At 70.2% G+C, this 23,657-nt stretch carries 15 protein-coding genes; 8 read left to right on the forward strand and 7 right to left on the reverse strand.

The features are described from left to right. Together K8640_RS00005 and ftsZ are read left to right on the forward strand one after the other, a co-directional pair. Positions 1–5,571, forward strand: a 5,571-nt coding sequence (locus K8640_RS00005; RefSeq protein ID WP_223745194.1) for an Ig-like domain-containing protein, incomplete at its 5' end; no start/stop codon positions are given. 371 nt (positions 5,572–5,942) lie between these two features. Beyond that, positions 5,943–7,166 (forward strand): cell division protein FtsZ, encoded by a 1,224-nt coding sequence (gene ftsZ / locus K8640_RS00010; RefSeq protein WP_046715493.1) that lies wholly within the window; start codon positions 5,943–5,945, stop codon positions 7,164–7,166. A 13-nt stretch (positions 7,167–7,179) separates the two neighbouring features. Here the strand turns inward: ftsZ and K8640_RS00015 are convergent, their stop codons facing one another. Next, a complete protein-coding gene (locus K8640_RS00015; RefSeq protein WP_046715492.1) occupies positions 7,180–7,527 on the reverse strand; it encodes a hypothetical protein in 348 nt (115 codons plus the stop codon). A 251-nt stretch (positions 7,528–7,778) separates the two neighbouring features. Here K8640_RS00015 and K8640_RS00020 point away from each other — a divergent pair, with 251 nt between their 5' ends. Then, positions 7,779–8,555 carry an enoyl-CoA hydratase/isomerase family protein gene (locus K8640_RS00020; RefSeq protein WP_223745195.1) on the forward strand — a complete coding sequence of 259 codons (777 nt, stop codon included), beginning with the start codon at positions 7,779–7,781 and terminating at the stop codon, positions 8,553–8,555. A 34-nt stretch (positions 8,556–8,589) separates the two neighbouring features. Here the strand turns inward: K8640_RS00020 and K8640_RS00025 are convergent, their stop codons facing one another. Together K8640_RS00025 and K8640_RS00030 are read right to left on the reverse strand one after the other, a co-directional pair. Beyond that, on the reverse strand, positions 8,590–9,183 hold the full coding sequence (locus tag K8640_RS00025; protein ID WP_046715490.1) for a response regulator: 594 nt from the start codon (positions 9,181–9,183) through the stop codon (positions 8,590–8,592). A gap of 100 nt (positions 9,184–9,283) precedes the next feature. Next, entirely contained in the window at positions 9,284–11,065 is a 1,782-nt protein-coding gene (locus K8640_RS00030) for an FHA domain-containing protein (protein ID WP_223745196.1), read from the reverse strand. Between the two features lie 66 nt (positions 11,066–11,131). On the opposite strand from K8640_RS00030, the gene K8640_RS00035 reads away from it, so the two are divergent. Beyond that, positions 11,132–12,808, forward strand: a complete 1,677-nt coding sequence (locus K8640_RS00035) for a rhomboid family intramembrane serine protease (RefSeq protein WP_223745197.1) — start codon at positions 11,132–11,134, stop codon at positions 12,806–12,808. Here the strand turns inward: K8640_RS00035 and K8640_RS00040 are convergent. The 3 genes from K8640_RS00040 to K8640_RS00050 all read right to left on the reverse strand — a co-directional run bounded on the left by K8640_RS00040 (position 12,792) and on the right by K8640_RS00050 (position 16,070). After that, the gene (locus K8640_RS00040) at positions 12,792–13,793 is read right to left on the reverse strand and encodes an RNA ligase family protein (protein ID WP_223745198.1); all 1,002 of its coding nucleotides are present in this window, start codon (positions 13,791–13,793) and stop codon (positions 12,792–12,794) included. The two genes, K8640_RS00035 and K8640_RS00040, sit on opposite strands and share 17 nt — an antisense overlap. A 96-nt stretch (positions 13,794–13,889) precedes the next feature. Further along, positions 13,890–14,768, reverse strand: coding sequence for a hypothetical protein (locus K8640_RS00045; RefSeq protein WP_223745199.1), 879 nt, complete (start codon positions 14,766–14,768; stop codon positions 13,890–13,892). A 6-nt stretch (positions 14,769–14,774) separates the two neighbouring features. Then, entirely contained in the window at positions 14,775–16,070 is a 1,296-nt protein-coding gene (locus K8640_RS00050; RefSeq protein WP_223745200.1) for a hypothetical protein, read from the reverse strand. A 433-nt stretch (positions 16,071–16,503) separates the two neighbouring features. On the opposite strand from K8640_RS00050, the gene K8640_RS00055 reads away from it, so the two are divergent. From K8640_RS00055 to K8640_RS00070, 4 genes are all read left to right on the forward strand, one after another. After that, a complete protein-coding gene (locus K8640_RS00055; RefSeq protein WP_223745201.1) occupies positions 16,504–18,813 on the forward strand; it encodes a glycosyltransferase family 39 protein in 2,310 nt (769 codons plus the stop codon). After that, positions 18,810–19,727 (forward strand): ABC transporter ATP-binding protein, encoded by a 918-nt coding sequence (locus K8640_RS00060; protein WP_223745202.1) that lies wholly within the window; start codon positions 18,810–18,812, stop codon positions 19,725–19,727. The genes K8640_RS00055 and K8640_RS00060 overlap by 4 nt, the downstream gene beginning before the upstream one ends. Positions 19,728–19,729: 2 nt before the next feature. Further along, positions 19,730–20,530 carry an ABC transporter permease subunit gene (locus K8640_RS00065; protein WP_046715484.1) on the forward strand — a complete coding sequence of 267 codons (801 nt, stop codon included), beginning with the start codon at positions 19,730–19,732 and terminating at the stop codon, positions 20,528–20,530. A gap of 218 nt (positions 20,531–20,748) precedes the next feature. Then, on the forward strand, positions 20,749–21,792 hold the full coding sequence (locus K8640_RS00070) for an SPFH domain-containing protein (RefSeq protein ID WP_223745203.1): 1,044 nt from the start codon (positions 20,749–20,751) through the stop codon (positions 21,790–21,792). Between the two features lie 121 nt (positions 21,793–21,913). Here the strand turns inward: K8640_RS00070 and K8640_RS00075 are convergent, their stop codons facing one another. After that, positions 21,914–23,650: a chromosome segregation protein SMC gene (locus tag K8640_RS00075; RefSeq protein ID WP_223745204.1), complete on the reverse strand. Its 1,737-nt coding sequence runs from the start codon at positions 23,648–23,650 to the stop codon at positions 21,914–21,916. Positions 23,651–23,657: the final 7 nt, after the last annotated feature.

Raw genomic sequence — 23,657 nt, forward strand, 5'->3', positions numbered from 1 at the left:
GGCGCGGTGCTGACGAACGCGACGGTGACGTACTCGGGTACGGGTGAGCCGGGCGCGACGGTGACGGTGGTGGTGGATGGCACGACGGTGGGCACGGTGACGGTGGGCGCGGGCGGCACGTGGTCGGTGCCGGTGGCCACGCCGCTGTCGGACGGGCCGCACACGGTGACGGCCACGGCGACGGACACGAGCGGCAACACGGCGACGGACTCGAACACCTTCACGGTGGATGCGACGACGTCGGTGGCGGTGACGACGCCGGCCGAGGGCGCGGTGCTGACGAACGCGACGGTGACGTACTCGGGTACGGGTGAGCCGGGCGCGACGGTGACGGTGGTGGTGGACGGCACGACGGTGGGCACGGTGACGGTGGGCGCGGGCGGCACGTGGTCCGTGCCGGTGGCCACGCCGCTGGATGACGGGCCGCACACGGTGACGGCCACGGCGACGGACACGAGCGGCAACACGGCGACGGATACGAACACCTTCACGGTGGACACGGGCACGTCCGTCGCGGTGACGACGCCCGCCGAGGGCGCGGTGCTGACCAATCCGGTGGTGACGTACTCGGGTACGGGTGAGCCGGGCGCCACGGTGACCGTCACGGTCGACGGCACCGTTGTCGGTACGGTGACGGTGGGCGCGGGCGGCACGTGGTCGGTGCCGGTGGCCGCGCCGCTGCCGGATGGTGCTCACTCCGTGACGGCCACGGCCGAGGACACGAACGGCAACACCGCGACGGACACGAATACCTTCACGGTGGATGCGACGACGTCGGTGGCGGTGACGACGCCGGCCGAGGGGGCGGTGCTGACCAACCCCGTGGTGACGTACTCGGGTACGGCCGAGCCGGGCGCCACGGTGACCGTCACGGTCGACGGCACTGTCATCGACACGGTGACGGCGGGTCCGGATGGCAGTTGGTCGCTGCCGGTGGCCACGCCGCTGGATGACGGCTCGCACACGGTGAGCGTCACGGCGACGGACACGAGCGGCAACACGGCGACGGACTCGAACACCTTCACGGTGGACACGGGTACCAACGTGGCAGTGACGACGCCCGCCGAGGGCGCGGTGCTCACCACGGGCACGGTGACGTACTCGGGTACGGCCGAGCCGGGCGCCACGGTGACGGTGAGCGTGGACGGCAACACGGTGGGCACGGTGACGGCGGGTCCGGACGGCAGCTGGAGCATCCCGGGCAACTCGTCGCTGGCGGACGGCTCGCACACGGTGTCGGCCACGGCCGAGGACGCGCAGGGCCACACCGCCACGGACTCGAACACCTTCACGGTGGACACGAGCACCCGCGTGGCCATCACCACGCCCGCCGAGGGCGCGGTGGTGAACACCGCCGAGGTGACGTACACGGGCACGGCCGAGCCGGGCGCCGAGGTGACGGTGACGGTGGATGGCACCGTCGTCGGCACGGTGACGGCGGGTCCGGACGGCAGTTGGAGCGTCCCGGGCAACTCGTCGCTGGCGGATGGTTCGCACACGGTGTCGGTCACCGCGGAGGATGAGCACGGCCACACCGCGACGGACACGCACACCTTCACGGTGAACACCGCCACCACGGTGGCCATCACCACGCCCGCGGAGGGCGCGGTGCTCGACAACGGCGTCGTCACGTACTCCGGTACGGGCGAGCCGGGCGCCACGGTGACGGTGGTGGTGGACGGCAATACGGTGGGCACGGTGACGGTGAGCGCGGGCGGCACCTGGTCGGTGCCGGTCGCCGCGACGCTGGCGGATGGCTCGCACACGGTGACGGCCACGGCCGAGGACGAGGACGGCAACACCGCCACGGACACGCACACCTTCACGGTGGACACGAGCACCCTGGTCGAAATCACCACGCCCGCGGAGGGCGCGGTGCTCGACAACGGCGTCGTCACGTACTCCGGTACGGGCGAGGTCGGCGCCACGGTGACCGTCACGGTCGACGGCACCGTCGTCGGCACGGCGACGGTGGGCGCGGGCGGCACCTGGTCGCTGCCGGTGGCCACGCCGCTGGCGGACGGCTCGCACACGGTGACGGCCACGGCGGAGGACGCGCAAGGCAACACCGCGACGGACACCAACACCTTCACGGTGGACGCGGAGACGTCGGTGGCCATCACCACGCCCGCCGAGGGCGCGGTGCTCACCACGGGTACGGTGACCTACTCGGGCACGGGTGAGCCGGGCGCCACGGTGACGGTCGTGGTGGACGGCACCACGGTGGGCACGGTGACGGTCGGTGTGGACGGCACCTGGTCGGTGCCCGTGTCGACGCCGCTGGCCGACGGGCCCCACTCGGTGACGGCCACGGCGGAGGACGCCAACGGCAACACCGCCACGGACACCCACAGCTTCACGGTGGACACGGTGCCTGACACGCGCATCACCGCGAGCCCGCCCGCGAGCTCCGGCAGCGCCACCGCGGACTTCAGCTTCGAGACCGTGTTGGCCGACCCGAACGCGACGTTCGAGTGCTCCATCGACGGCGGCGCCTTCACCCCCTGCACCAGCCCCACCCAGTACACGAACCTGGCGGACGGGGAGCACACCTTCCAGGTGCGCGCGGTGGACGCGGACGGCGACGTGGACCCCACGCCGGCGAGCTTCACGTGGACCATCGGCCTGGACTCGGATGGCGACGGCCTGACGGACGCGGACGAGATTGCTCGCGGCACGGACCCGAACAACGCGGACACGGACGGCGACGGCATCTCCGACGGCATCGAGGTCAACGTCGGCGGGACGGACCCGCTGGACGACGACTCGGATGACGACGGCGTGCTCGACGGCAACGAGGACAAGAACCACGACGGCATCGTCGACCCGGGCGAGACCGACCCGAACAAGGCGGACACGGACGGCGACGGGCTGCAGGACGGCACGGAGCTGGGCATCACCGAGCCGCAGGGCACGGACACGGACCTGGACGTGTTCATCCCGGACGCGGACCCGACGACGACGACGGACCCGCTCAACCGGGACACCGACGGCGGCAGCGTGTTCGATGGCAACGAGGACACCAACCACAACGGCCGTGTCGACCCGGGCGAGACGGACCCGAACGTGGCCGCGGACGACCTGGACTCCGATTTGGACGGCGTCCCCGACGCGCGCGAAATCGAGCTGGGCATGGATCCGCATGACGCGGACTCCGACGACGACGGCGTGCCCGACGGCGAGGATGGCCTCACCGACACGGATGGGGACGGCGTCATCGACGCGCTCGACCCGGACAGCGACAACGACGGGCTGAACGACGGCACCGAGCGCGGCGTCACGCGCGAGACGGCGGGCCCGGGCACCAACCTCGACTCGCCGAACTTCGTGCCGGACGCGGACCCCACCACCACCACCGACCCGAAGAACCCGGACACGGATGGTGACGGCCTGCGCGATGGCGAGGAGGACAAGAACCACGACGGCCGCCGTGACGCCACGGAGACCGACCCGAACGACGCCGACTCGGATGACGACGAGCTGAGCGACGGCGTGGAGGTGAAGGGCTCCAACGCCACCGACCCGCTCAACCCGGACACCGACGGCGATGGCCTGCGCGATGGCCAGGAGGACGCCAACCACAATGGTGGCCTCGACAACGGTGAGACGAACCCGAACGACGCCGACACCGACCGCGGTGGGGCGAGCGACGGTGACGAGGTCGAGGGCGGCTCCAACCCGCTCGATGGCAACGACGACTTCGTCGTGGTGGGCCGTGGTTGCAGCACGGGCGGCGCGGGCACCTTCGCTCCGCTGGCGCTGCTGCTGCTCGCGCTGCCCCTCTTCGGTCGCCTCCGCCGCTCGTCGCGGGCGGTGGCGGCGGGTGTCGCCGGAGGCCTGGTCCTCGCGGGGACGCTCGTGGCCCAGCCTGCCCACGCGCAGGTGACGCCGCCCCGGGGCGCGTCGCAGTCCATCGACGTGCAGCGCTACAAGCCGGGCCCGGGCGCCGAGGACATCCTCGGTCTGCACAGCGCCCGCGTGCAGCGCCACCTGGGCCTCAACCTGGGCCTGTCGCTCAACTACGCCAGCAAGCCGCTCAACTTCCTGGACCCGCGCTCGGACCGCTTCATCACCGCGGTGGTGAGCCGTCAGGTGGGCATCGACCTGATGGGCGCGGTGGGTCTGTTCGACCGCTTCGAAATCGGCGTGGTGCTGCCGGTGACCATCCAGGGCTCGGACCCGGCGCCGCAGGTGGACGCCTCGCTGGCGGATGGCGTGAGCTCCGGCGGCATCGGTGACCTGCGGCTGGTTCCGAAGGCGCGCATCATCGACGGGGAGAACTTCGGGCTCGCGCTGGCGGTGCCGGTGGTGCTCCCCACGGCGGGCGGCAACGACTTCCTCGGGGGCTCGGGGGTGGCGGTGCAGCCGAAGCTGGTGGCCGAGTACGGGCAGCGGGTCCGCTTCGCCGCCAACGTCGGCGTGGACCTGCGCGAGAAGCAGGTGCTGCGCAACCTGACGGCGGGCAACGCCTTCACCTACGGCCTGGGCACGGAGATTCCCTTCACGCTGGGCCGCGTCCCGCTCGCCGCCGAGGCGACGGTGATTGGCGCCATCGGTCTGGACGAGCAGGACACGGAGGAGAGCCCGCTGGAGCTGCTCGCCGCGCTGAAGTACCGCTCGGCGAAGGGCTTCTCGGCGCACCTCGGCGGTGGCCCGGGCCTGACCCGAGGCTACGGCACGCCTGGCTACCGGTTGCTGGCGGGCTTCAGCTTCAGCCCGCCGCCGTCGCCCAAGCCGACGGCGCCGCCTCCGCCGGTGGACACGGACGGCGACGGCCTCTACGACCCGGACGACCGCTGCCCCACGCAGCCCGAGGACAAGGACGGCTTCGAGGACGCGGACGGCTGCCCGGACCCGGACAACGACCAGGACGGCATCCTCGACGGCGACGACCAGTGCATGAACGAGCCGGAGACGAAGAACGGCTTCCAGGACGAGGACGGCTGCCCCGACGTGGCGCCGCCGGTGGACACGGATGGCGACGGCATCTTCGACCCGGATGACCGCTGCCCGAACCAGCCCGAGGACAAGGACGGCTTCCAGGACGAGGACGGCTGCCCGGACCCGGACAACGACAGGGACGGCATCCCGGACGTGGCGGACAAGTGCCCGCTGGAGCCGGAGACCATCAACGGCGTCCAGGACGAGGACGGCTGCCCCGACAAGGGCAAGGTGAAGGTCCAGGTGGATGGCGAGCGCATCCTCATCCTGGAGAAGGTCTACTTCGCCACGGGCAAGGACATCATCCTGCCGCGCAGCTTCCCGCTGCTGAAGCAGGTGGCCGCGGTGCTTCGCGCCAATCCGCAGGTGGAGCTGCTGCGGGTGGAGGGCCACACGGATGACCAGGGCAACGACGCGGCCAACCTGGACCTGTCGCGCCGCCGCGCCGCCAACGTCCGCGCGTTCCTGGTGAAGGAGGGCATCGACGCCGGCCGCCTGGAGTCGCAGGGCTTCGGCGAGGCGAAGCCGGTGGACACCAACAAGACGGCGAAGGGCCGCGAGAACAACCGCCGCGTGGAGTTCACCATCCTGCGCGTCGGCAAGGTCGAGGTGGAGCGCGAGAGCCCCTGAGCTGACCTGAGCTGGAGCTGAACCCCGAGGGTGGTCCCGGAATCCTGTCCGGGGCCACCCTCGGTTTTTGTCGCGAGACGCGTCCTCCACCATGCGTCCTGGGCGCCTGACGGTGCGTGAAGACCCGTCACGCCGGGGTGGGGGACCCGCCAGGGCGCGCCGCCTTTCGCGAGTCAAGGGGCGAAGTGGACCCTCCACGCCACGCTGCTTGCTGCCGACGCCGCTGCGTAAGTGCGCGTCAGGACTCGGTGCCGCCTCATCCCGCTACATGTGCGTAGCGGAATACTTGCCAAAGATCGGGACTTGCTGATGATTGTGGAGGTTGGAGGCCCGCGCGCTGCATCGCGCGACGCCTGCCGAAAGGACCGCGTATGGACCAGTTCGATCAGAACAAGCAGGCCGCCAAGATTCGGGTCGTCGGGGCAGGTGGGGCAGGCTGCAACGCGGTCAACACGATGATCATGTCCAAGCTGGACCGCGTGGACTTCATCGCCGCCAACACCGATATCCAGGCGCTCGCCGCCAGCAAGGCGCCCACGCGGCTGCAGCTGGGGCAGACGCTGACCAAGGGTCTGGGCGCCGGCGCCAACCCGGAGATGGGCCGCGAGGCCGCGCTGGAGTCGAGGGACCAGATTGCCGCGGTGCTCGAGGGCGCCGACATGGTCTTCGTGACGGCGGGCATGGGCGGCGGCACCGGCACGGGCGCGGCGCCCATCATCGCGGACATCGCCAAGAGCCTGGGTTGCCTCACGGTGGGCGTCGTCACCAAGCCCTTCCTCTTCGAGGGCAACAAGCGCCGCAAGCAGGCCGAGCAGGGCATCGTCGAGCTCAAGGCCGCGGTGGACACGCTCATCACGATTCCGAACCAGCGGCTGCTGTCGCTCTCCAACGAGCCGATGCCGCTTTTGGAGACCTTCAAGCGCGCGGACGAGGTGCTGCTGAACGCCGTGCAGGGCATCAGCGACCTCATCCAGTACCACGGCTACATCAACGTCGACTTCGCCGACGTGAAGACCATCATGAGCGACAAGGGCCTGGCGCTCATGGGCACGGGCAACTCGTCCGGTGACAAGCGCGCGCTGACGGCCATGCAGCAGGCCATCTCCAGCCCGCTGCTCGAGGACGTCTCCATCGACGGCGCCACGGGCCTGCTCATCAACATCACGGGCGGCCGGGACATGACGCTCCAGGAGGTCAACGAGGCGTTGACCCTGGTGCACGACGCGGCCGACAGCGAGGCGGAGATCATCTTCGGCTCGCTCATCGACGAGAACATCCAGGACGAGGTGAAGATCACCATCATCGCGACGGGCTTCGTCCACCGCGATGCGCCCAAGGTCCGCAACGTGGCGCCGGTGGTGCAGGTTCCGCTCTCCCGTTCGCCGCAGCAGTCGGTGCTGATTGGCGCGCGCGAGGAGGTGGCCAGCCTGGTCCCCGCGAAGGGCAGCGCGCCGCGTCCGCTCGCGCCGGTGGAGTCGAGCAAGAGCATCAGCAACCGCACGTCCGTGGTGAAGGAGTCGGCGCTGCCTCTGGACGAGGACCAGTTCGACATCCCCACGTTCCTGCGCCGGCAGGGTCAGACGGAGCTGCCGTAGTCCCCGCGAAGGACTAGCGGGCGGGGAGCTGGGCCACGCTGGCCTCGTCCCGCCCGGCCAGCTTGTCCGCGCGAGCGAAGAGCGTGTCCAGCTCCTCGTACAGCGCGTCGATGCGCTCCTGCTTGCGGGGCGCCGGAATCACACCGCTCCCCGACAGCTCCTCCAGTCGCGCGCCGGCCCGCTGCAGCAGTTGCAGGGCCTTGAGCAGCGACAGGCCGCGGCGCGTGCCGTCCTGGGTGAAGAGGGTGCCGCTCTGGGTGAGTGCTTCGAGCGTGCCTCGGACTCCGCGGACGCGGTCCGCGTGACGGCCACGGTAGAGGTCCATCCGCCGCGCGCGACGCGCGCCATGGAGGTCGACCACACCAACACCAGTGCCTGAGGAAGAGGAGGGCTTCACGGTGTGACAAGGTACGCCATGCCCTCCTACAGCCGCAAATTTACTGGATTGTAGGGACCTGTTGCACGGTGTCTCGCCCGTCGAGCGGGCAGGGGAGCAGGGCCCCTGCGACGAGGTGTGGGTGCGCGCGGACGGCCGTATTTGCTGAGGCATCCCGGGGCGGAAGCGTGGGAGGTTCGCGCGCGAAATCCGTGTGTGGAGGCGAGTCGAAGCCCATGACGATGGAGAAGTCACCCGGGGTGGAGGTGGAGGACCGGGAGGACGGCGTGCGGGTGCTGACGCTCTCCAACCTGGCCCGCCGCAATGCGCTCAACGACGCGATGTTGGCGCGGCTGGACGCGGCGCTGGAGCCCGCGCCGCACGTGCGCGCCTTGCTGGTGCGAGGAGCGGGCGGGACGTTCTGCGCGGGCTATGACCTGACGCACCTGGGGCCTCCCGGAGAGGACGGGCGGCTCCCGGACGACATCCTGGTGGACTGCCTGCTCAAGCTGGAGCGGCACCCGGCGCCCAGCGTGGCGCTGGTGCGCGGCGCGGCGGTGGGGGCGGGGTTCGACCTGGCGGCCTCGTGTGACTTCCGCGTGGGCGCACCGGAGACGGTCTTCCTCATGCCTCCGGCGAAGCTGGGCATCGTCTACTCGCCGGAGGGCCTGGCGCGGGCCACGCGGCTGGTGGGGTTGTCGCGGGCCAAGCAGCTGTTCCTCACGGCGCGGAAGCTGGACGCGCGCGAGGCGCTGGACTGGGGGCTGCTGGACGTGTGCGAGGAGGACGCGGAGGCGCGTGCGGACGCGCTGTGCGCGACGCTGGCGGGCCATGCTCCCGGGGCGGTGTCGGGGATGAAGGAGTCCTTCGGGCTCTTGGGGCGCTCGTCGCTCGGGGACTCGGAGCGGGCGCGGCTGCGGGAGCTGCGCGCGAGGGCGTTCGCCAGCGAGGATGCGAAGGAGGGGCGGGCGGCGTTCCTGGAGAAGAGACCGCCCCGCTTCACCGGCCGCTAGAGACTGGAGCGGCCGGCGAGGCGGTGGGGGTGCTTCAGGTGTCGCCGAACAGCTCGCCCATGCGCAGTTGGAGCGCGGAGGCGATCTTGTAGAGCGACGAGATGGACGCCGAGGACTCGGCGCGCTCGATTTGCGACAGCAGGGACACGGACAGGCCCGTGCGCCGCGCGAGCTGCTTGAGGGTGAGCTCCTGCGTCTTGCGGGCGTCGCGGATGGTGCGACCGATGGCGCGGTGGAGATCCGCCTCCGGGTCCTGCGACAGGCCCTTCTTCTGGAGGGCGTTGCGGACGGCGGAGATGAACTGCTCGGGCTCCATGGGCTTCTTGACGTAGTCAGAGGCCTGGGCCTTGAGCGACGCGACGGCCGTGTCCACCGTGGGGTACGCGGTGGCGACGATGACGGCGACGTCGGTGTCGTACTTGCGGATCTGCTCCAGCACCTCGGTCCCCGACATCTGCGGCATCATCATGTCGAGGATGACGAGGTGGAAGTCGGAGCCACGGAGGATCTCCACCGTCTGCGTGGGGTCCGTCGTGGTGACGACCTCGTAGCCTTCGCGGGTCAGCACCAGCTTGAGGTAGTCGCAGTTGTCCTGCTCGTCATCAACCACCAGGATGCGAATCTGCACAGCGTCTCCTCGCTGCAGGTGAACGTCGTCGAGCTGGGGCTCGGGGAGGGGGCGAGCACGCGCAGCCAATGGGGGATGGTCCGCCTCCCTTGAGCTTCTGCTATCGGTTGCTGTCGTACGCCTTCAGGAGATCCGTAACGCCCTTGCGAGAGGGGTGATTCGCCGGGGCGAGCTCCAGGAACTTTCGGTAGTGCTTGGCCCCCTCGTCGATTTCGTTGAGCCGTGCGCGGGTGATTCCCAGCACGAGGTGGCAGTCGGCGTTCGAGTCGTTCACCCTCGCGCACTTCTCCGCGAAGGTGAGCGCCTCGCGGTAGTTCTGCTGCTTGAGGAGCTCGCGCGTCTTGCTCACCAACTCGATGGTGGGGTCTTCGACGTTCGCCTTGTCGGGCTCCTTGGCGTTCGCGGGCGGGGTGTTCGCGGGGGGCTTCTGGGCCTGGGCTGCCGCCTGCGCCGCCGCGGCCTCATCCTGCTGCTTCTTCTCGAGCGCCCCGACCTGCTTCCTCAGCTCCGCGTAGCGGTCCTTGAAGAACTCGGTGCTGGCGGCGGCATCCAGCGACTTCTTGGCGTCCTCGAGCTTGCCCGCGCCCAGTGAGTTCTGCGCGTTCTCGAGTTGAGCCTGCGCGTTCTTCTCGGAGTCGACCTTGCCCTGCAGCTGCTTGGCCTCCTTCCGGGACTTGTCGCCCTCGGGAAGCTCCGCCAGGGTGCTCTCGGCCAGCTCCAGGTCCTTGCTGTCGAACGCGGCCCGGGCCTTGTCCATCAGCTCCTTGTAGGTCGGCTTCGCCGGCGCGGCAGGCGTCTCCGGCTGCGCCACCGTCTCCGGCGGCTGGGCGTCCTCGGGCGGCTGCTTCGCCGGAACCACCGGAGGCGGCTCCACGGGCTTCGTGTTCGGCGCCACGGCCACGGGGTCGACAGGCTGGGGAGTCCCCCCACCAAGCTGACCCTGCTTGTACATCCAGAAGATGACGCCGCCACCCAGCAGCAGCGCGACGAGCCCGGCGACCAGCGGCAGCTTCGACATGCCGCCTTCGCTCGCGCCCTGCTCCTCGGCCTCGTCCGCGGCATCACCGGCGGCCAGGAAGCGCAGCTTCACGTGGCCCAGCTCCACCACGTCGCCGCTGTTCAGCGTCGCCTGGGCGTAGCTCTCGCCGTTGACCGTCATCCCGTTGGCGGACTGCATGTCGATGACACGCCACTCGCCGGTGTTCTCGCGCACCAGCTTGGCGTGCGTGCGCGACAGCGAGCGATGATCCAACGTGATGTCGTTGTCGTCCGTCCGGCCGATGCGCAGCTCCGTCCGGATGCACGCGAACTCCTGACCGCGCAGCTCGTCCGGGGTCAACACCACCAGACGCGGCGCGTCCTTGGTGTCGATGTCCTCCAGCTTTCGCGGGCGGTCCGCCTCCACATGATCCAACCGGATGATGGAGGTGGAGTTTCGACGCTTGTCCGCGCCGTCCAGGGACGGAGGAGTGTGGTCGTTCTCCTCCCCGTCGCCGGGCGACTCGTCCTCGGAGCCCTCGGGCTCGTCGGGCTCTGATTCCTGCCGGCGCGCGGGCACCTTGGTCGTGATGGGGCCTACGGCGTTCGCGGCGCCCTCGGCCTGGAGTGCCAGGTCGTAGTCGCCGATCTGGATCAGGTCGCCCTCATTCAGGGGCGACTGACCCGCGATACGCTCGCCGTTGATCCGGGTGCCGTTATAGCTACCCAGGTCCTCCACCACGACATGGCCGTTCAACCGCACCAGTCGTGCGTGACGACGAGACACGTTACGTTCCGTCAGGCGGATGGTGTTTCCCTCCTGACGGCCGATGGTGATCTCGTCGCGCACGAAGGGAACAACGGTCTTGCGCCCCTCGTCGTCTTCGATGATGAGCTTCAGCACGGGTCCGATCCGCGTACAGTCATAGCAGAACGCCCTTTCAAACCACAAGTCATGCATCCCCCTCAAATGACAGGACTTTCTCCCCAGCAGGTGGGGCAGCCGGGCCTGTTGTCCATCGGTCAAGCGGCCGGGCAGGGGGGCGCTCGGGCGTTTCCCTGGGTCACGCTGACCCTGGTGGGGGTCCTTCTGGGGGTCCATGGCGCCCTGGTGATGCGGGGCCCCGTCGACGTGGACGCGCTGGTGCGCTGGGGCGCCAAGGCGGGGCCGCTCGTCCTGGAGGCGGGGCAGGTGTGGCGCCTGGCGACGGCCAACCTGCTGCACCGGGATGCGCTGCACCTGGCCCTCAACGTCGTCGTGCTGGTGGCCGCGGGCGTGGCGCTGGAGAAGGTCTGCCGACGTCGCGACTATGTCGCGCTGCTCGTGGCCGCGGGGCTCACCACCATGGCGAGCTCGCTTGCCTGGTCTGGCGCGGTGAGCGTGGGCGCGTCGGGGCTCGTCTATGGATGCATGGGCGCGCTGCTCGTGCTCGGACGCCGTCACCGATCACACGCCGCCTTCCGCGTGCGTTGGCTCTCCGGGGAGAGCGCGATTCCCACGGTGCTCGTGTTTCTCTGGATGGGCTGGACATCCGTGGGCGTGGACAACGCCGGGCACCTGGGCGGCCTGGTGACGGGGCTGCTCGCCGGAGCGTTCCTGGAGCCGCGCGAGCTGGAGGGCATGACGCGGCCGGGAGTGGCGCGGCCGGTGGTCGGCGTCCTGGCGGCCCTCGCGGTGTCGACGGCGGTGGTGGTGGAGCGCTCGGGCTGGCGGATGGAGCGGGATGACGGCTTTGGCGTCGCGGTGATGATGCCCCAGGGATGGAGTGGCGAGGTGGACGGGCAGGGGCGGCGCACGTTCTCCAACGGGCTGCCGGGACTGGGGCGCGCCACGTTCTCCGCGGAGGCCATCGAGGCGGGGGAGCCTGGCGACGGACTCGCGCAGGCGCGGCATTTCAAGGAGGAGACGCTGCCGCTCGGTGTGCCCGGACCCGAGGGACGGACGCTCTCTATCCAGGGCCCCCAGCGCACGCAGATCGGCGGCAGGCTCGCGCTGAGGCTGCGCGCGGAGCTGGACGGGCCGGCGGGAGGAAAGCGGCTCATCGCCTTCTTCGTGCCGCGCGGCGAGTGGGTCTACCGGCTGGTCTTCATCTGGCCCGCGCAGTGGCCCGCGTACCAGGACATCGTGAGCCGGATGGTGGCGGAGCTGCGCTTCGATGAGCCCTCGGTGCTGCGCGAGGCGCGGGGACGGGCGCTCCTGTCTCCAGGCGCCGCGGGACCGCAGCGGGAGCTGGGCGCGGTGCTGCGGCGGCTGGGCGCGTCGAGGCAGGCCATCGTCCCGCTCACGGAGGCGGTGCGCCTGTCGCCCTCACACGTGGGCGCGAGGGTGGAGCTCGCGCGGGCGCTGCTCGATGCCGGGCGCGTGGACGAGGGCTGTCACGCGGCCGAGGAGGCGGAGGTCTACGGACCTTCGGACACGGGCGCGCTCGAGGCGGGCGTGCGCTGCGAGCTGTCGCGAGGCGCGCTGCCCCGAGCGCTGGAGCGACTGGAGCATGCGCGACGCGTGGACCCGCAGGATGCGCGCCTGAGGGCCGCCGAGGCCGCGTTGCGCGCGGTGCTGGAGACCTCCTCGCCCCATCCCTCCCAGGAGTCGCCGCGTCCGGGCGGCATCCTGGAACGGGGGAGCCGGCTCACTCCTCGTCCTTGAGCAGGAAGTCGTTGTTGATGACCTTGAACGACAGCCTGCCGCCGCCCAGCGTGGGCGACTGCCGCTCGACGAGCGGCCGGACGACGATGCCTTCCTTGCGGTTCTTCGTCCCGGGGTAGGAGCCCTGGGCCAGTCGCAGGTAGTGCTCCAGGCCGTGCTCGAACGCGCGCGCCTCATCGCCCGTGATGACGTGCTCCACCGGCACCGAGCGCAGCCCGTGCCGCTCGCAGAACGCGAGGTGCTCCGCGTGGCCCAGGAAGTGGCCCGTGCGCGTGTCGTGGACGCTGAAGACGAACAGGTCCACCGCGTCGAGCCCCAGGCGGTTCTTCTGGATGCCCGGTCCGCACAGCTCTCCCTGGATGGCGAAGCCGGGTGGCAGGACGGTGGCCAGCGCGTACTTCTCCGCCACGCGCCACGCCGGGTGCTTGCCGGGCTTCAACGCCCAGTTGCGCGAGCACGCCACCAGCTCACCCTCCAGCGTCCGCAAGAACGTGGACGAGGTGCCGTCCAGCTTCGTCGTCACGTAGAAGTCGAGGCCCCGAAGCTCGTCGAGCACGCCCAGCGCCGACTGCAGTCGAATCTCGTCCGTCTTCGGCACCTGGCCCGGGAAGGGGCCGGCCACGTCGTTCCCGTCGGAGGGCGTGGGCTCGAACTTCACGACGCCCAGCGCATCCTTCACGTCCGTGCCGATGGGCGGCACCTCGCCCCCCAGGATGGAGGTCGGCAGCGCGAGCCCCTGGGACAACACGCCCCTGAGCCTCGCCGTCTTCACGCGGAAGCTCCGGGCCCGGAGGAACTCCGCCCAGGCCTTGCCCTCCGGAAGCTGGCTGTCGATTTCGAAGAAGACGCACGCATCCCCGGGCGCGAACTCGCCCCTCCTCACCACCACGTCCCAGCCCATCACCCGCGCCTTCAGGATGTTGTCGGCTCCGGGGATGTCCTCCAGGTGGTCGATGCGCTGAATCGAGACGAGCTTTCTCTCCATGACGGACCTCCCATCGCGCCGCCACGAGGGGCGGGCTCCCTGGTGACGCCACGTGCCTCGCGGGCTGACAGCCCCGCTGGCACACCGGGGGCCTTGTTACCTCGCGCTGAAGGCCCGCACCACCAGGCTCGCGCCCACCGTCCACGTGTCCCGTCGGAAGAGGCCCGCATCGCCCTGGACGGCGCCGCCGGACAGGCGCAGCGCCACGGGCTGGTCCGCCACGGCGAGGAACACCCGCTCCAGTGACGCGTCCGCGCGCATGCGGAAGGAGGTGCCTCCGTCCACGCCGTGCGTCCATCCCGCGAGCCCCGAGGCGCGCAAGGCCCACAGCCCGTCCTCGCTCTCCAGCCCTCCGTCGAACATCAACGAGGTGAAGGGGGACAGCTCCTGCGAGGTGCCGTCCCTCGAATGGCGCAGCATGTGGGTCGCGACGGGGCCCACGCCGAACCAGACGCGCTCGGTCTCCGAGCGAATCGGGTCCACCAGGAGCCCCACGCGTCCGGTCTCCAACGTCCACCCCGGTCCCTCCCAGACGCGGCGCTCCAGGTGGGCCGCGCGCAGCGCCACCGTCACGTCGAACGGGAAGGGGATGCGCAGCGGGCGCGCGGTGGGAATCAGGATGAAGCCCTCCTCCAGGTGGCGGCGCAGCAGTCCGTCATAGGCGGTGAAGGACAGGCCGCGACGGGCGCCGTCCCACAGCTCCACGTCGACCAGTCGATGGTTGTTGAACCACGGGGTGCCCTTGCTCCGGCTGGTGCGGCCGCTGCGCAGACGCACGCTCGCGCGCAGGGACAGGGCCTGGACGCCGTCGTTCATCACGACGCCCGAGCCCACCACCAGCCCTTCGCCTGGGTCGAAGCAGACGGGGAACGGGTCACCGAGCGCGTCGTGTGGAGCACACGGGTCGACGTGGAGCGTGTCCACGCCTGGGGTGGGGGCCATGGTCAGCAGCAAGGTGAGACCGAGCGCGAGCACGGGCTTTCAGTCCCGCGCCTGCTGGGCCTTGGGCGCGGAGCGGCGCGCGGGAGCCCAGAGTGAGAAGCGGAGCCCCGCGGAGGCGGACCACTCCCAGCGCTGCGGCAGGTAGGGGATGTCGTTGCGCCACATCCCGCGCGCATCCACCACCAGCGACAGCGGCTGGTCGTTGATGGCGATGAGGATGAGCTCGTAGCCGGCGGAGACCTTGAGTCGCTCCGGCCTCAACGGGCGCCCGAGGATGGCGCGCGACAGGAGCACCTTCTCCGCTTCCACGCCGAGGCGCAGGTGATGGAAGCCATCCCGGTCCAGCGTGAGGTCCGCCTCCAGCACGGCGCCGGGGACGAGCGAGTTGACGTCGTTCTCGTAGTCGCGCTCGGCGGACGGGCCCGCGCGCACGCGCACGTACGACACCATGTCGCGCGAGTGCCACAGGTCCAACGTGGCATGCACGCTGCCCCAGGTGAGGAAGCCGCCCTGCAGCTCACCGCGCTCCACCTCCTCCACGCGCAGCGCCTCCAGCCACAGGCCCATGTCGAGGCTGATGTCATACCGGCGCGGCTCGTCGAAGAACGTGGTGATGCGGAACAGCGGGTCATCGCGCTCGACACTGAAGTCGTAGCGCAAGAGCGTCGAGTCGAGCGTCCGTTGCCCCAACATCACCTCCGTCTCCAGCATGCGCAGCCGGTGCAGATGCCGGTCGTCGGCGAGCTCCAACGCGATGCCGAAGTCCAGACGCACGCGGTCCTCGCGCGGGACGCCTTCCCGCCACAGCGGGCTCCACGCGCCGCCCAACCAGATGCGTCGGTGCAGGTCGAAGTTGAACTGCATCACCCGGCCGCGCTCATCGCGATACCAGCCGGGCGGCGCGTCCGCGATGGAGGGCTCCAGCCGGTACTGGCGCAGCACGTGCGCGGGGATGGACGTGTCACGCTCGAGGATGCAGCCGCGAGCGCGCTCCAGCATCCGGTCCGTCTCCCGCCCGTCCATGTCCAGCTCGTGCTGAGGGGCGATGAGGCAGCGTCGCTCGCGGGTATCGCACTGGGCCCTCCAGTACCCCGAGGGAACCGCGGGTGTGGGTGGCAACGTGAGGCACACCACGGGTCGCTCCGGGTCCTGCATGGGCAGTGGGTCGGCCGGAGGCTGGATGGCGGACGCGACGAGGGGCGCACCTTCGTCCGGGGTGCGTTCGAACAGCGGCCCCGTCGCTTCGTCGGGCGCGCGGCCCTGTCCCTCGGAGGGCGGAGGTGTGGGGGCGGGCTCGCTGTCGGGAGGAGGCGTCCCCTTGGATACCGGGGTCACCGGAGGGGCGCCTTCATCGCGGTGGGTCGGCTGCCCGTCCGCGGGCTGAGGCTCGAAGGGGGGCGGCGTGAGGAGGGGAGGCGTGGGTCGCACGGGGGCATCCCTGCCCTGGGTGGGCGGGGGCCCGGCGGGGGGCGCTCCCTCCCACTGAGCGAGCAACAAGGCAAAACCCAACGTCACCGCTGACACGAGCATGGAGCCTCCGCGAACCGGACGGAGGCGGCCGTTACAAGGCCCGTGCCCCTGGCCGCTCCCCGGGCTCGCGGCATGTGGGCCTCCCTCTTCCGTGCAGGCTCCTGCACAATGGCGCGCAAGCTCCCGCACGGTGTGCCTCCGGCGGAGGTCGACCGGCGGGAGTGGCGGGGTTATAAGGCCGCGTCCTGCCCGTGATGCGCAGGCAACCGCCCGAAACGACTCAAGGAGCCCATCACCCGTGGCGAGCGACGGCGAACAGCAGGAACAGCAGCAAGCGCAGACCTTCGCCGAGTCCATCCTCGGCAAGGAGCTTCTCTCCGCGCCCTGGATGCGGCGTTGGCTGGCGCTGCCGACCACCTGGCGCGTGGTGACGTCCACGGCCTTCTTCGCGGCCCTGCTCTTCCTTCCGTACCTGGGCGCGGTGGGCCTGTGGGACTGCTGGGAGACGCACTACGGCGAAGTGGCGCGGATGATGATCGTCCGGCGCGACTACGTGTTCCCCTTCTGGGAGAACGCGTGGTTCTTCTCCAAGCCGCCGCTCACCATGTGGATGCAGGCGCTGGGCATGCAGGTGGTGGGCACCGTGCAATCCGGCGGCGCGCTGGGCCTGTACACCGAGTGGGGCATGCGCGTGCCCTTCGTCCTCCTGAGCATCACCGCGGTGACGCTGCTGTCGCTCGCCGTGTCGCGCGTGGTGAGCCGCCGCGCGGGTCTGGCCACCGGCTTCGTGCTGGCCACCATGCCGCTGTACTTCCTGCTCACCCGCCAGACGGTGACGGACACGCCCTTCGTCACCACGTTCGTCTGCGCCATGGCGTGCGCGCTCATCGGTCAGTTGGATGACTCGACGAAGCACCGCGCCGCGTGGTGGTACGGCTTCTACTTCTTCGCGGGCCTGTCCACCCTGGCCAAGGGTCTGCTTGGCGTGGGCCTGCCGGCCGTCATCCTGGTGCTCTACGCGGCGCTGGCCGTCATCCCGTGGGACGGGGCGAGCCTGGACGCGCACCTGCGCTGGCTGACGGACGGCGGCTTCCGCAAGGACGTGCGCGAGGGGCGCCAGCCGATGCCGGTGCTCTGGGGCCAGATGTTCAAGATGAAGCTGGGCACGGGCATCCTGGTGTTCTTCGCGGTGGCCGCGCCCTGGTACGTCGTGATGTCGCTCTTCAAGAGCGTGGACGACGAAGGGAAGCTCTTCTGGTACCGCTTCTTCGTGCACGACCACCTGAACCGCCTCACCGCGGGCGTGCACACCACCACGCCGGGCGGCACGTTCATCTACTTCATCGAGCAGGGCGGCTTCGGCATCTTCCCCTGGGTGGCGCTCTTGCCCGGCGCGTTCTCCGTCGTGGCGAAGCTGAAGCTGCGCTCGGAGAAGAAGTCGGACCACCTGGCGCTCATCACCGTCATCTGGGTGGCCTTCGCCTTCTGGCTGCTGGCCTCCAGCGCCACCAAGTTCCACCACTACGTCTTCCCCGTGCTGCCGGGCCTCGCGGTGCTCATCGCGCTGTTCATCGACCGGCTGTGGGAGGACGGAATCCCCACGCACGCGGTGAGCCTCATCTTCGGCCTGGTCCTCTTCGTGCTCGTGGGCAAGGACCTGGCGGAGAACCCGAAGAACTTCACGGACCTGTTCGTCTACAACTACGAGCGCCCCTATCCCCAGGACCTCGTCACCCGGCCCATCGCCTTCTTCTCCCGCGCGCTGTGGACCGGAGACCTCGTCACGCTGGTGCTGCTGGCGTTCGGCGTCTACCTTTCGTTCGAGGCCTTCTCGCCCAAGACGCGGGAGAAGGTGACGCCGGGCTCGCGCGCGGTCGCGCTGCTGTTGCTCCTGGCGGGCGCGGCCACGCTGACCGCGGTGGCCTCCGGCGCGAAGGTGTCCGCCACGGGCCTCATCGGCGTGGCGGTGGCGGCGGCGGCCGCGTTCCTCGGGTGGCAGTCGCTCAAGTCGGAGCCGGAGGGCCGCTCGTCGCTGCAGCTGATGGCGGGCGTGGTGGCCGTCGTGGGCGTGGTGATGGCGGTGCGCGGGTTCAAGGCGCCGGCCGGTGAGGACTCGCTGCTGCGCTCGCTGTCGGAGCCCGTCAACGTCAAGGGCGCGCTGGGCTTCGTCTTCGCGGTGGCGGGCGCCATGGCGGTGGTGGCCACGCTGATGCGCGCGCGCACCATGCTGTTCGGCACCTTCTGGATGCTGGCCGCGGGCTTCGCGCTCTGGTTCAACTGGAACCACTGGGTGGACTTGTCCCACCACTGGACGCAGCGCGACCTGTTCTGGCGCTACTACGCGCAGCGGCAGGAAGGGGAGCCCATCGTCGCGTACCTGATGAACTGGCGCGGCGAGACGCTCTACTCCAGCAACACCGTGGAGCAGTACCGCAGCGGGGACTACAACGCGAAGCTGCGCTCGCTGGTGGCCCGGCCCGGACGCGAGTGGGTGCTCGCCGAGCAGAAGATGCTCGCCACGCTGCGCAACGCGGTGGGCCCGGACAAGGTCGTCACGCCCGTGGACCGGGACATCAACAACAAGTTCGTGCTGGTGACCATCGATTGAGCGGAATCGACGTCCAGGGGCTGGGCAAGCGCTTCGGCGAACGCGTCGCCGTGGAGGGGCTCACCTTCCACGTGCGGCCGGGCGAGGTGTTCGGCCTGCTCGGCCCCAACGGCGCCGGGAAGACGACGACGGTCCGCATGCTCACCGGCCTTCTGACTCCCAGCGAGGGTCAGGTGTCCGTGTGGGGCCACCGGGTGGACCGGGACGGCGAGGCGCTGCGCAAGGTGGTGGGACTGCTCACCGAGCAGCCCGGCCTCTACGACCGGCTCACCGCGCGGGAGAACCTGCGCTTCTTCATGAAGCTGCACGAGCTGGACGAGGCGAAGGCGTGGCCTCGCACCCGGCACTATCTGTCGCGCTTCGGGCTGGGCGACCGCGAGCTGGAGCCGGTGGGCGGCTTCTCCAAGGGCATGCGCCAGAAGCTGGCCATCGTCCGCACGCTGGTGCATGACCCGAAGGTCATCTTCCTCGACGAACCCACCAGTGGCCTGGACCCCGAGTCCGCGCGCACGGTGCGCGACGCGGTGGCGGAGCTGGCGGCGGAGGGACGCACGATTGTCCTGTGCTCGCACAACCTGGCGGAGGTGGAGCGGCTGTGCGAGCGCGTCGCGGTGGTGAAGCGGCGGCTGCTCCTGATGGGGCCGGTGCGCGAGCTGCGGCGCGCGGGGCAGGCGCTGGAGGTGCGCGTGGAGGGTGAGGCGGAGCGCTACCGCAACGTGCTCGCGTCGCTGCCCTTCGCGCCCAACGTGCTGACGGAGGGCATGCGGCTGCGCGTCATGCTGGAGGATGACTCGCATGCGCCGGACGTGCTGGCGTGCCTGGTGGGCGCGGGCGCGCGGGTGCACAGCGCGGTGCCGGCGCAGCGGCCCCTGGAAGAGGTGTACCTGGACCTGCTTCGCGAAGGGGGAGTGTAGCCGTGGCATTCCGTCCGCGCCGGGCCCTGGCCGTGTTCTGGAAGGACTTCCTGGACCTGCGCAAGAACGTGGGCCTGCTGGTGTCCATGGCGGTGCTGCCCACCGTGATGGTGGCGGTGCCCATCATCGTGGTGTGGACGTACGTCAACACGCCCAACCAGGCGGACCTGCGCAGCGTGGCGCAGTTCTATGACCCCTCGCTGCCCCTGGGTGCGTCGGCCGCGCGCTTCCTCATCGACAAGACGCTCACCGACTGGTTCGGCCTGTTCCTGGTGATGCCCATCTTCGTGCCCATCCTCATCGCGTCGCAGAGCGTGGCGGGGGAGAAGGAGCGCAGGACGCTGGAGCCGCTGCTCGCCTCGCCGGTGACGGCCGCGGAGCTGGTGGCGGGCAAGAGCCTGGCGTCGCTGGTGCCCGCGGTGGTGATTACGTGGGTGGCCTTCATCCTGTTCTGCGTGGGCGTGGACCTGGTCGCGTGGCCGCTCGTGCAGGGGCCGCTGATGCCCAACGCGCTGTGGACCTTCGGCGTGCTGGTGATTGCGCCCCTGTTCGCCTTCTTCGGCAACGGCGTCGCGGTGCTCATCTCCGCCCGGGTGAGCGAAGCCCGCATGGCGCAGCAGATCTCCGCGCTCGTGGTCCTGCCGCTCGTCGGCATGGTGGGCGGGCAGGTGGCCGGCGTCCTGAAGGCGGGCTTCATGTACTACGCGCTCCAGGGCGCGGTGGTGCTGGTGCTCGACCTGGTGTTGCTGTGGGCGAGCATCCGCCTGCTGGACCGGGAGCGCCTGGTCAGCCGCTGGGGCTGAAATAAGGGCCGGAACGCCGCCGTTGACCGGGCATCAGACACAGGGCCGCCCGGTGGGCGAGCGGCTAGGCAATGGCCAGTGAAACTGGCATGTTGCAGGCAGGGCAGCCGGTCGGAAAGCGGGCGCGCTTTCGTCGCGGGGGCCATGTTCTTAGAGAGGGTCGGGTGGTGGCGCGGATTTGCCGGCCGCCACGGCGGCCACGGAGGCGCTGACTAGCAATGGGTATCTTCGACACCATCAAGGGTGAGGCGAAGCGCAACTTCATCGCTCGCGCGGACACGGCGAAGGGGGAGATCATCTACAAGTATCCGGAGAACAACATCCGGATGCTGACCCAGCTGACCGTGGACGCCGACGAGGTGGCCCTCTTCGTCAAGGACGGCAAGGTGGAGGGGAAGCTGGGGGCGGGCCGTCACCAGCTCGACTCGAACAACATCCCCTTCCTGTCGCGCCTGCTGGAGAAGTTCACGGGCGGCAACCTGTTCGTCGCGGAGGTCTTCTTCGTCTCCGTCCGTGAGTTCCCGGGCATCAAGTTCGGTGGCCCCATCGGCGACGTGCGCGACCCGGAGACGGGCCTGGGCATCGGCACCATGGTGTACGGCGACTTCTCCATCCGCGTGACGGACCCGGAGAAGCTCGTGGTGGGCCTGGTGGGCATGGGCCGCTCCAACAACGAGGCGTTGCTGGGCTGGTTCAAGAACCAGGTGCTCAAGGTGACGCGCGACCGCATCGCCGAGCTGCTGGTGAAGAAGCGCTGGCCGCTGCTCGACGTGACGAGCGGTGCGTACACGGAGGAGATTGAGACGGAGGTCATCGCCGGCCTCAAGCCGCACGTGGACGACTACGGGCTCACCGTGGTGCGGATGGGCAACTTCCACGTCAGCATCAAGGAGGAGGACGAGGCGACGCTGAAGAAGCTGGGCAAGGACGTGGCGTACTCGCGCCTCGCCGGCGGCTTCCAGCAGTACGCGCAGGGTCAGGCGATGCTCGGCGCGGCCGAGGGCATGGCCAAGGGCGGCGAGAGCAGCGGCAACGCGCTGGGCGGCATGGGCATGGGCATGGGCTTCGGCATGGCCCAGCAGTTCATGAACAACCAGCAGCAACAGCAGCAGCGTCCTGCGGAGCCCGCGCAGCAGGCGGCCCCGGCCGACACGCGCAGCCCCGCGCAGCGCCTGAAGGAGATCAAGGAGCTGAAGGACGCGGGCGTGCTCTCGGATGACGAGTACAACGCCAAGCGCGCGGAGCTGATGAAGCTCCTGTAGTCCTCAGCGTCGCTGACGCGACACCGGGCCTCCGTCCTCCGCTGTGAGGGCGGGGGCCCTTGTCGTTGATGGGGCCCACATGACGAAGGCCTCTGCCCCTCGCGAGGCAGGGCCCGTCGCGTCACTGCCCGGGGCCAGCGGCGGGCATCGAGGAGGCGGCGCCCTGCGGCGTCGCATCCTGCGCCGTGGGCGCGGGCGCACCCTCCGGCCCGGGCGCGCTGACGGTGTCCTCCGACTTCATGTCCAACCGGATGGGCACCTGCAGCGTGGTGCCCAGGCGCAAGAGCAGCACGTCCGGCTCGATGCCCGGCTCGCCGATGGCCTGGGCCACCTCGCGCGCGGACAGCGCGTTGCCCTTCGCCCACAGCGTCTTCAGGAACTCACCCGCCTCCGGCGAGTGCCACCACGACGGACCGAAGCGCGCCTTGAGCTGGGCTTGAATCTGCCCCGCCAGGAACCACGCGCGGAAGCTGTCCGCGGACTGGAAGAAGTCCTCCTGGTCCACCAGGTAGCGCGCCGTGTCCTCGGCCGTCATCGGGATGTCGTCCGTGCGCGACATGATCTCCCGGTAGAGCTCCCTGGGGTCCACGTCCGCGCGCCGGTGCAGCTCCAACTGGTACAGCAGCCGGCCCGCCGCGTGACGGATGAGGTACAGCTTGTGCGCGCTCGACGTCGCCAGGTACTTCGCGCGCTCCTCGCCGCTCAGGCCCGCGTGCTCCTCCAGCCACACCGGGTCCTCCAGCAGGTCCTCGAAGAGCGACGAGTACGCCTCGCCCACCGTGGGGTTGCCCAACCGCGCCAGCTCGAAGCGCGTCTCCGCGGTGAAGGCCGCATGCAGCGCGTGCCCGAACTCGTGCAGCACCCTCGCCTGGTGCAGCACCCCCGAGCCGGGCTTGAACGACACCCGCACGTCCTCCGGCACGCGGACCGCCAGCGCCAGGGGCCGCGAGTTCTTCTTCGGCAAGTCGCGCTCGTCGATCTCCACGTTCTTCTGCGCGGACAGGTCCAGCTTCATCCCCGCCAGCGTCTCGTGCGCCTTCTTCAGCGACACGCCCTTGGGGAACGCGTCCTCCACCTCGCGCGAGCGGAACAGCCGCGGGATGTCCGCGCGGGTGATGTCCTTGAAGGCCAGGTTCAGCTCGCGCTGCGCCAGCCGCTCCATGACGACGCGGTACGGCCCCTGCGTGGCCTGCAGGATCTCCTCCGCCAGCACGCTCAGCTTGCCCAGGTCCGCCTGCCGCAGCTCGCTGCCGAAGGCCTCGTACGAGGGGAAGCCCAGCTCCTTCACCCGCTTCTCGGCCTCCTCCTCCTTGCGCCGCAAGGTCTGGTTGAGCCGCTCCAGCGCGGGCGTCGCCGCCGCGTAGAGCGCCTTGCGCCGATTGCCGCTGCGCTCGTTGGCGAGCAGCCGCTCCAAATCCCGGTAGCGCAGCTCCTTGCCGTCCAGGTTGAAGGTGAGCGACGCCTCCAGGTTGGCGGACGCGTCGTTGTGCTCGGCGAGCGCGTGCGACAGGTACTCGCCCGCGAAGTGCGAGTGCAGCGCGGTGAGGGCGCGCACCTCGCGCGGGTCCTGGGTGAGCTGGCGCAGCCGGTCCAGCTTCCGGATGTTGTCGAGCGTGAAGAGGTCCTCCTGCCCCGCGTACGTCCCGGAGACGTCCACGTGGCGGCCCTCGGTCCAGAACACCCACACCAGGCGGTGCTGGGCCTCGAGCAGCGTCTCCGCGCGTGAGGCCAGGGCTCGGACGTCCGCCGTCAGCAACTGCTCCTCCGTCGGAGGCGGCCGGTTGTCGGCGGGAGGCGCCTTGTGGCAGGCGCTCAGGCAGCAGGCGACTGCGAGGAGGAGGGGAATCCTTGGGTGCATGTGGGGC

The sequence above is a fragment of the Myxococcus sp. XM-1-1-1 genome (genome assembly GCF_020037095.1).
Lineage (GTDB): Bacteria > Myxococcota > Myxococcia > Myxococcales > Myxococcaceae > Myxococcus > Myxococcus fulvus.

What these genes read in the sequence shown, in the direction of transcription:
- ftsZ (WP_046715493.1), top strand. Translation starts at nt 5,943, where the DNA reads ATGGACCAGTTCGATCAGAACAAGCAGGCCGCCAAGATTCGGGTCGTC.
- K8640_RS00020 (WP_223745195.1), top strand. Translation starts at nt 7,779, where the DNA reads ATGACGATGGAGAAGTCACCCGGGGTGGAGGTGGAGGACCGGGAGGAC.
- K8640_RS00035 (WP_223745197.1), top strand. Translation starts at nt 11,132, where the DNA reads ATGACAGGACTTTCTCCCCAGCAGGTGGGGCAGCCGGGCCTGTTGTCC.
- K8640_RS00040 (WP_223745198.1), bottom strand. Translation starts at nt 13,793, where the DNA reads ATGGAGAGAAAGCTCGTCTCGATTCAGCGCATCGACCACCTGGAGGAC.
- K8640_RS00070 (WP_223745203.1), top strand. Translation starts at nt 20,749, where the DNA reads ATGGGTATCTTCGACACCATCAAGGGTGAGGCGAAGCGCAACTTCATC.
- K8640_RS00075 (WP_223745204.1), bottom strand. Translation starts at nt 23,650, where the DNA reads ATGCACCCAAGGATTCCCCTCCTCCTCGCAGTCGCCTGCTGCCTGAGC.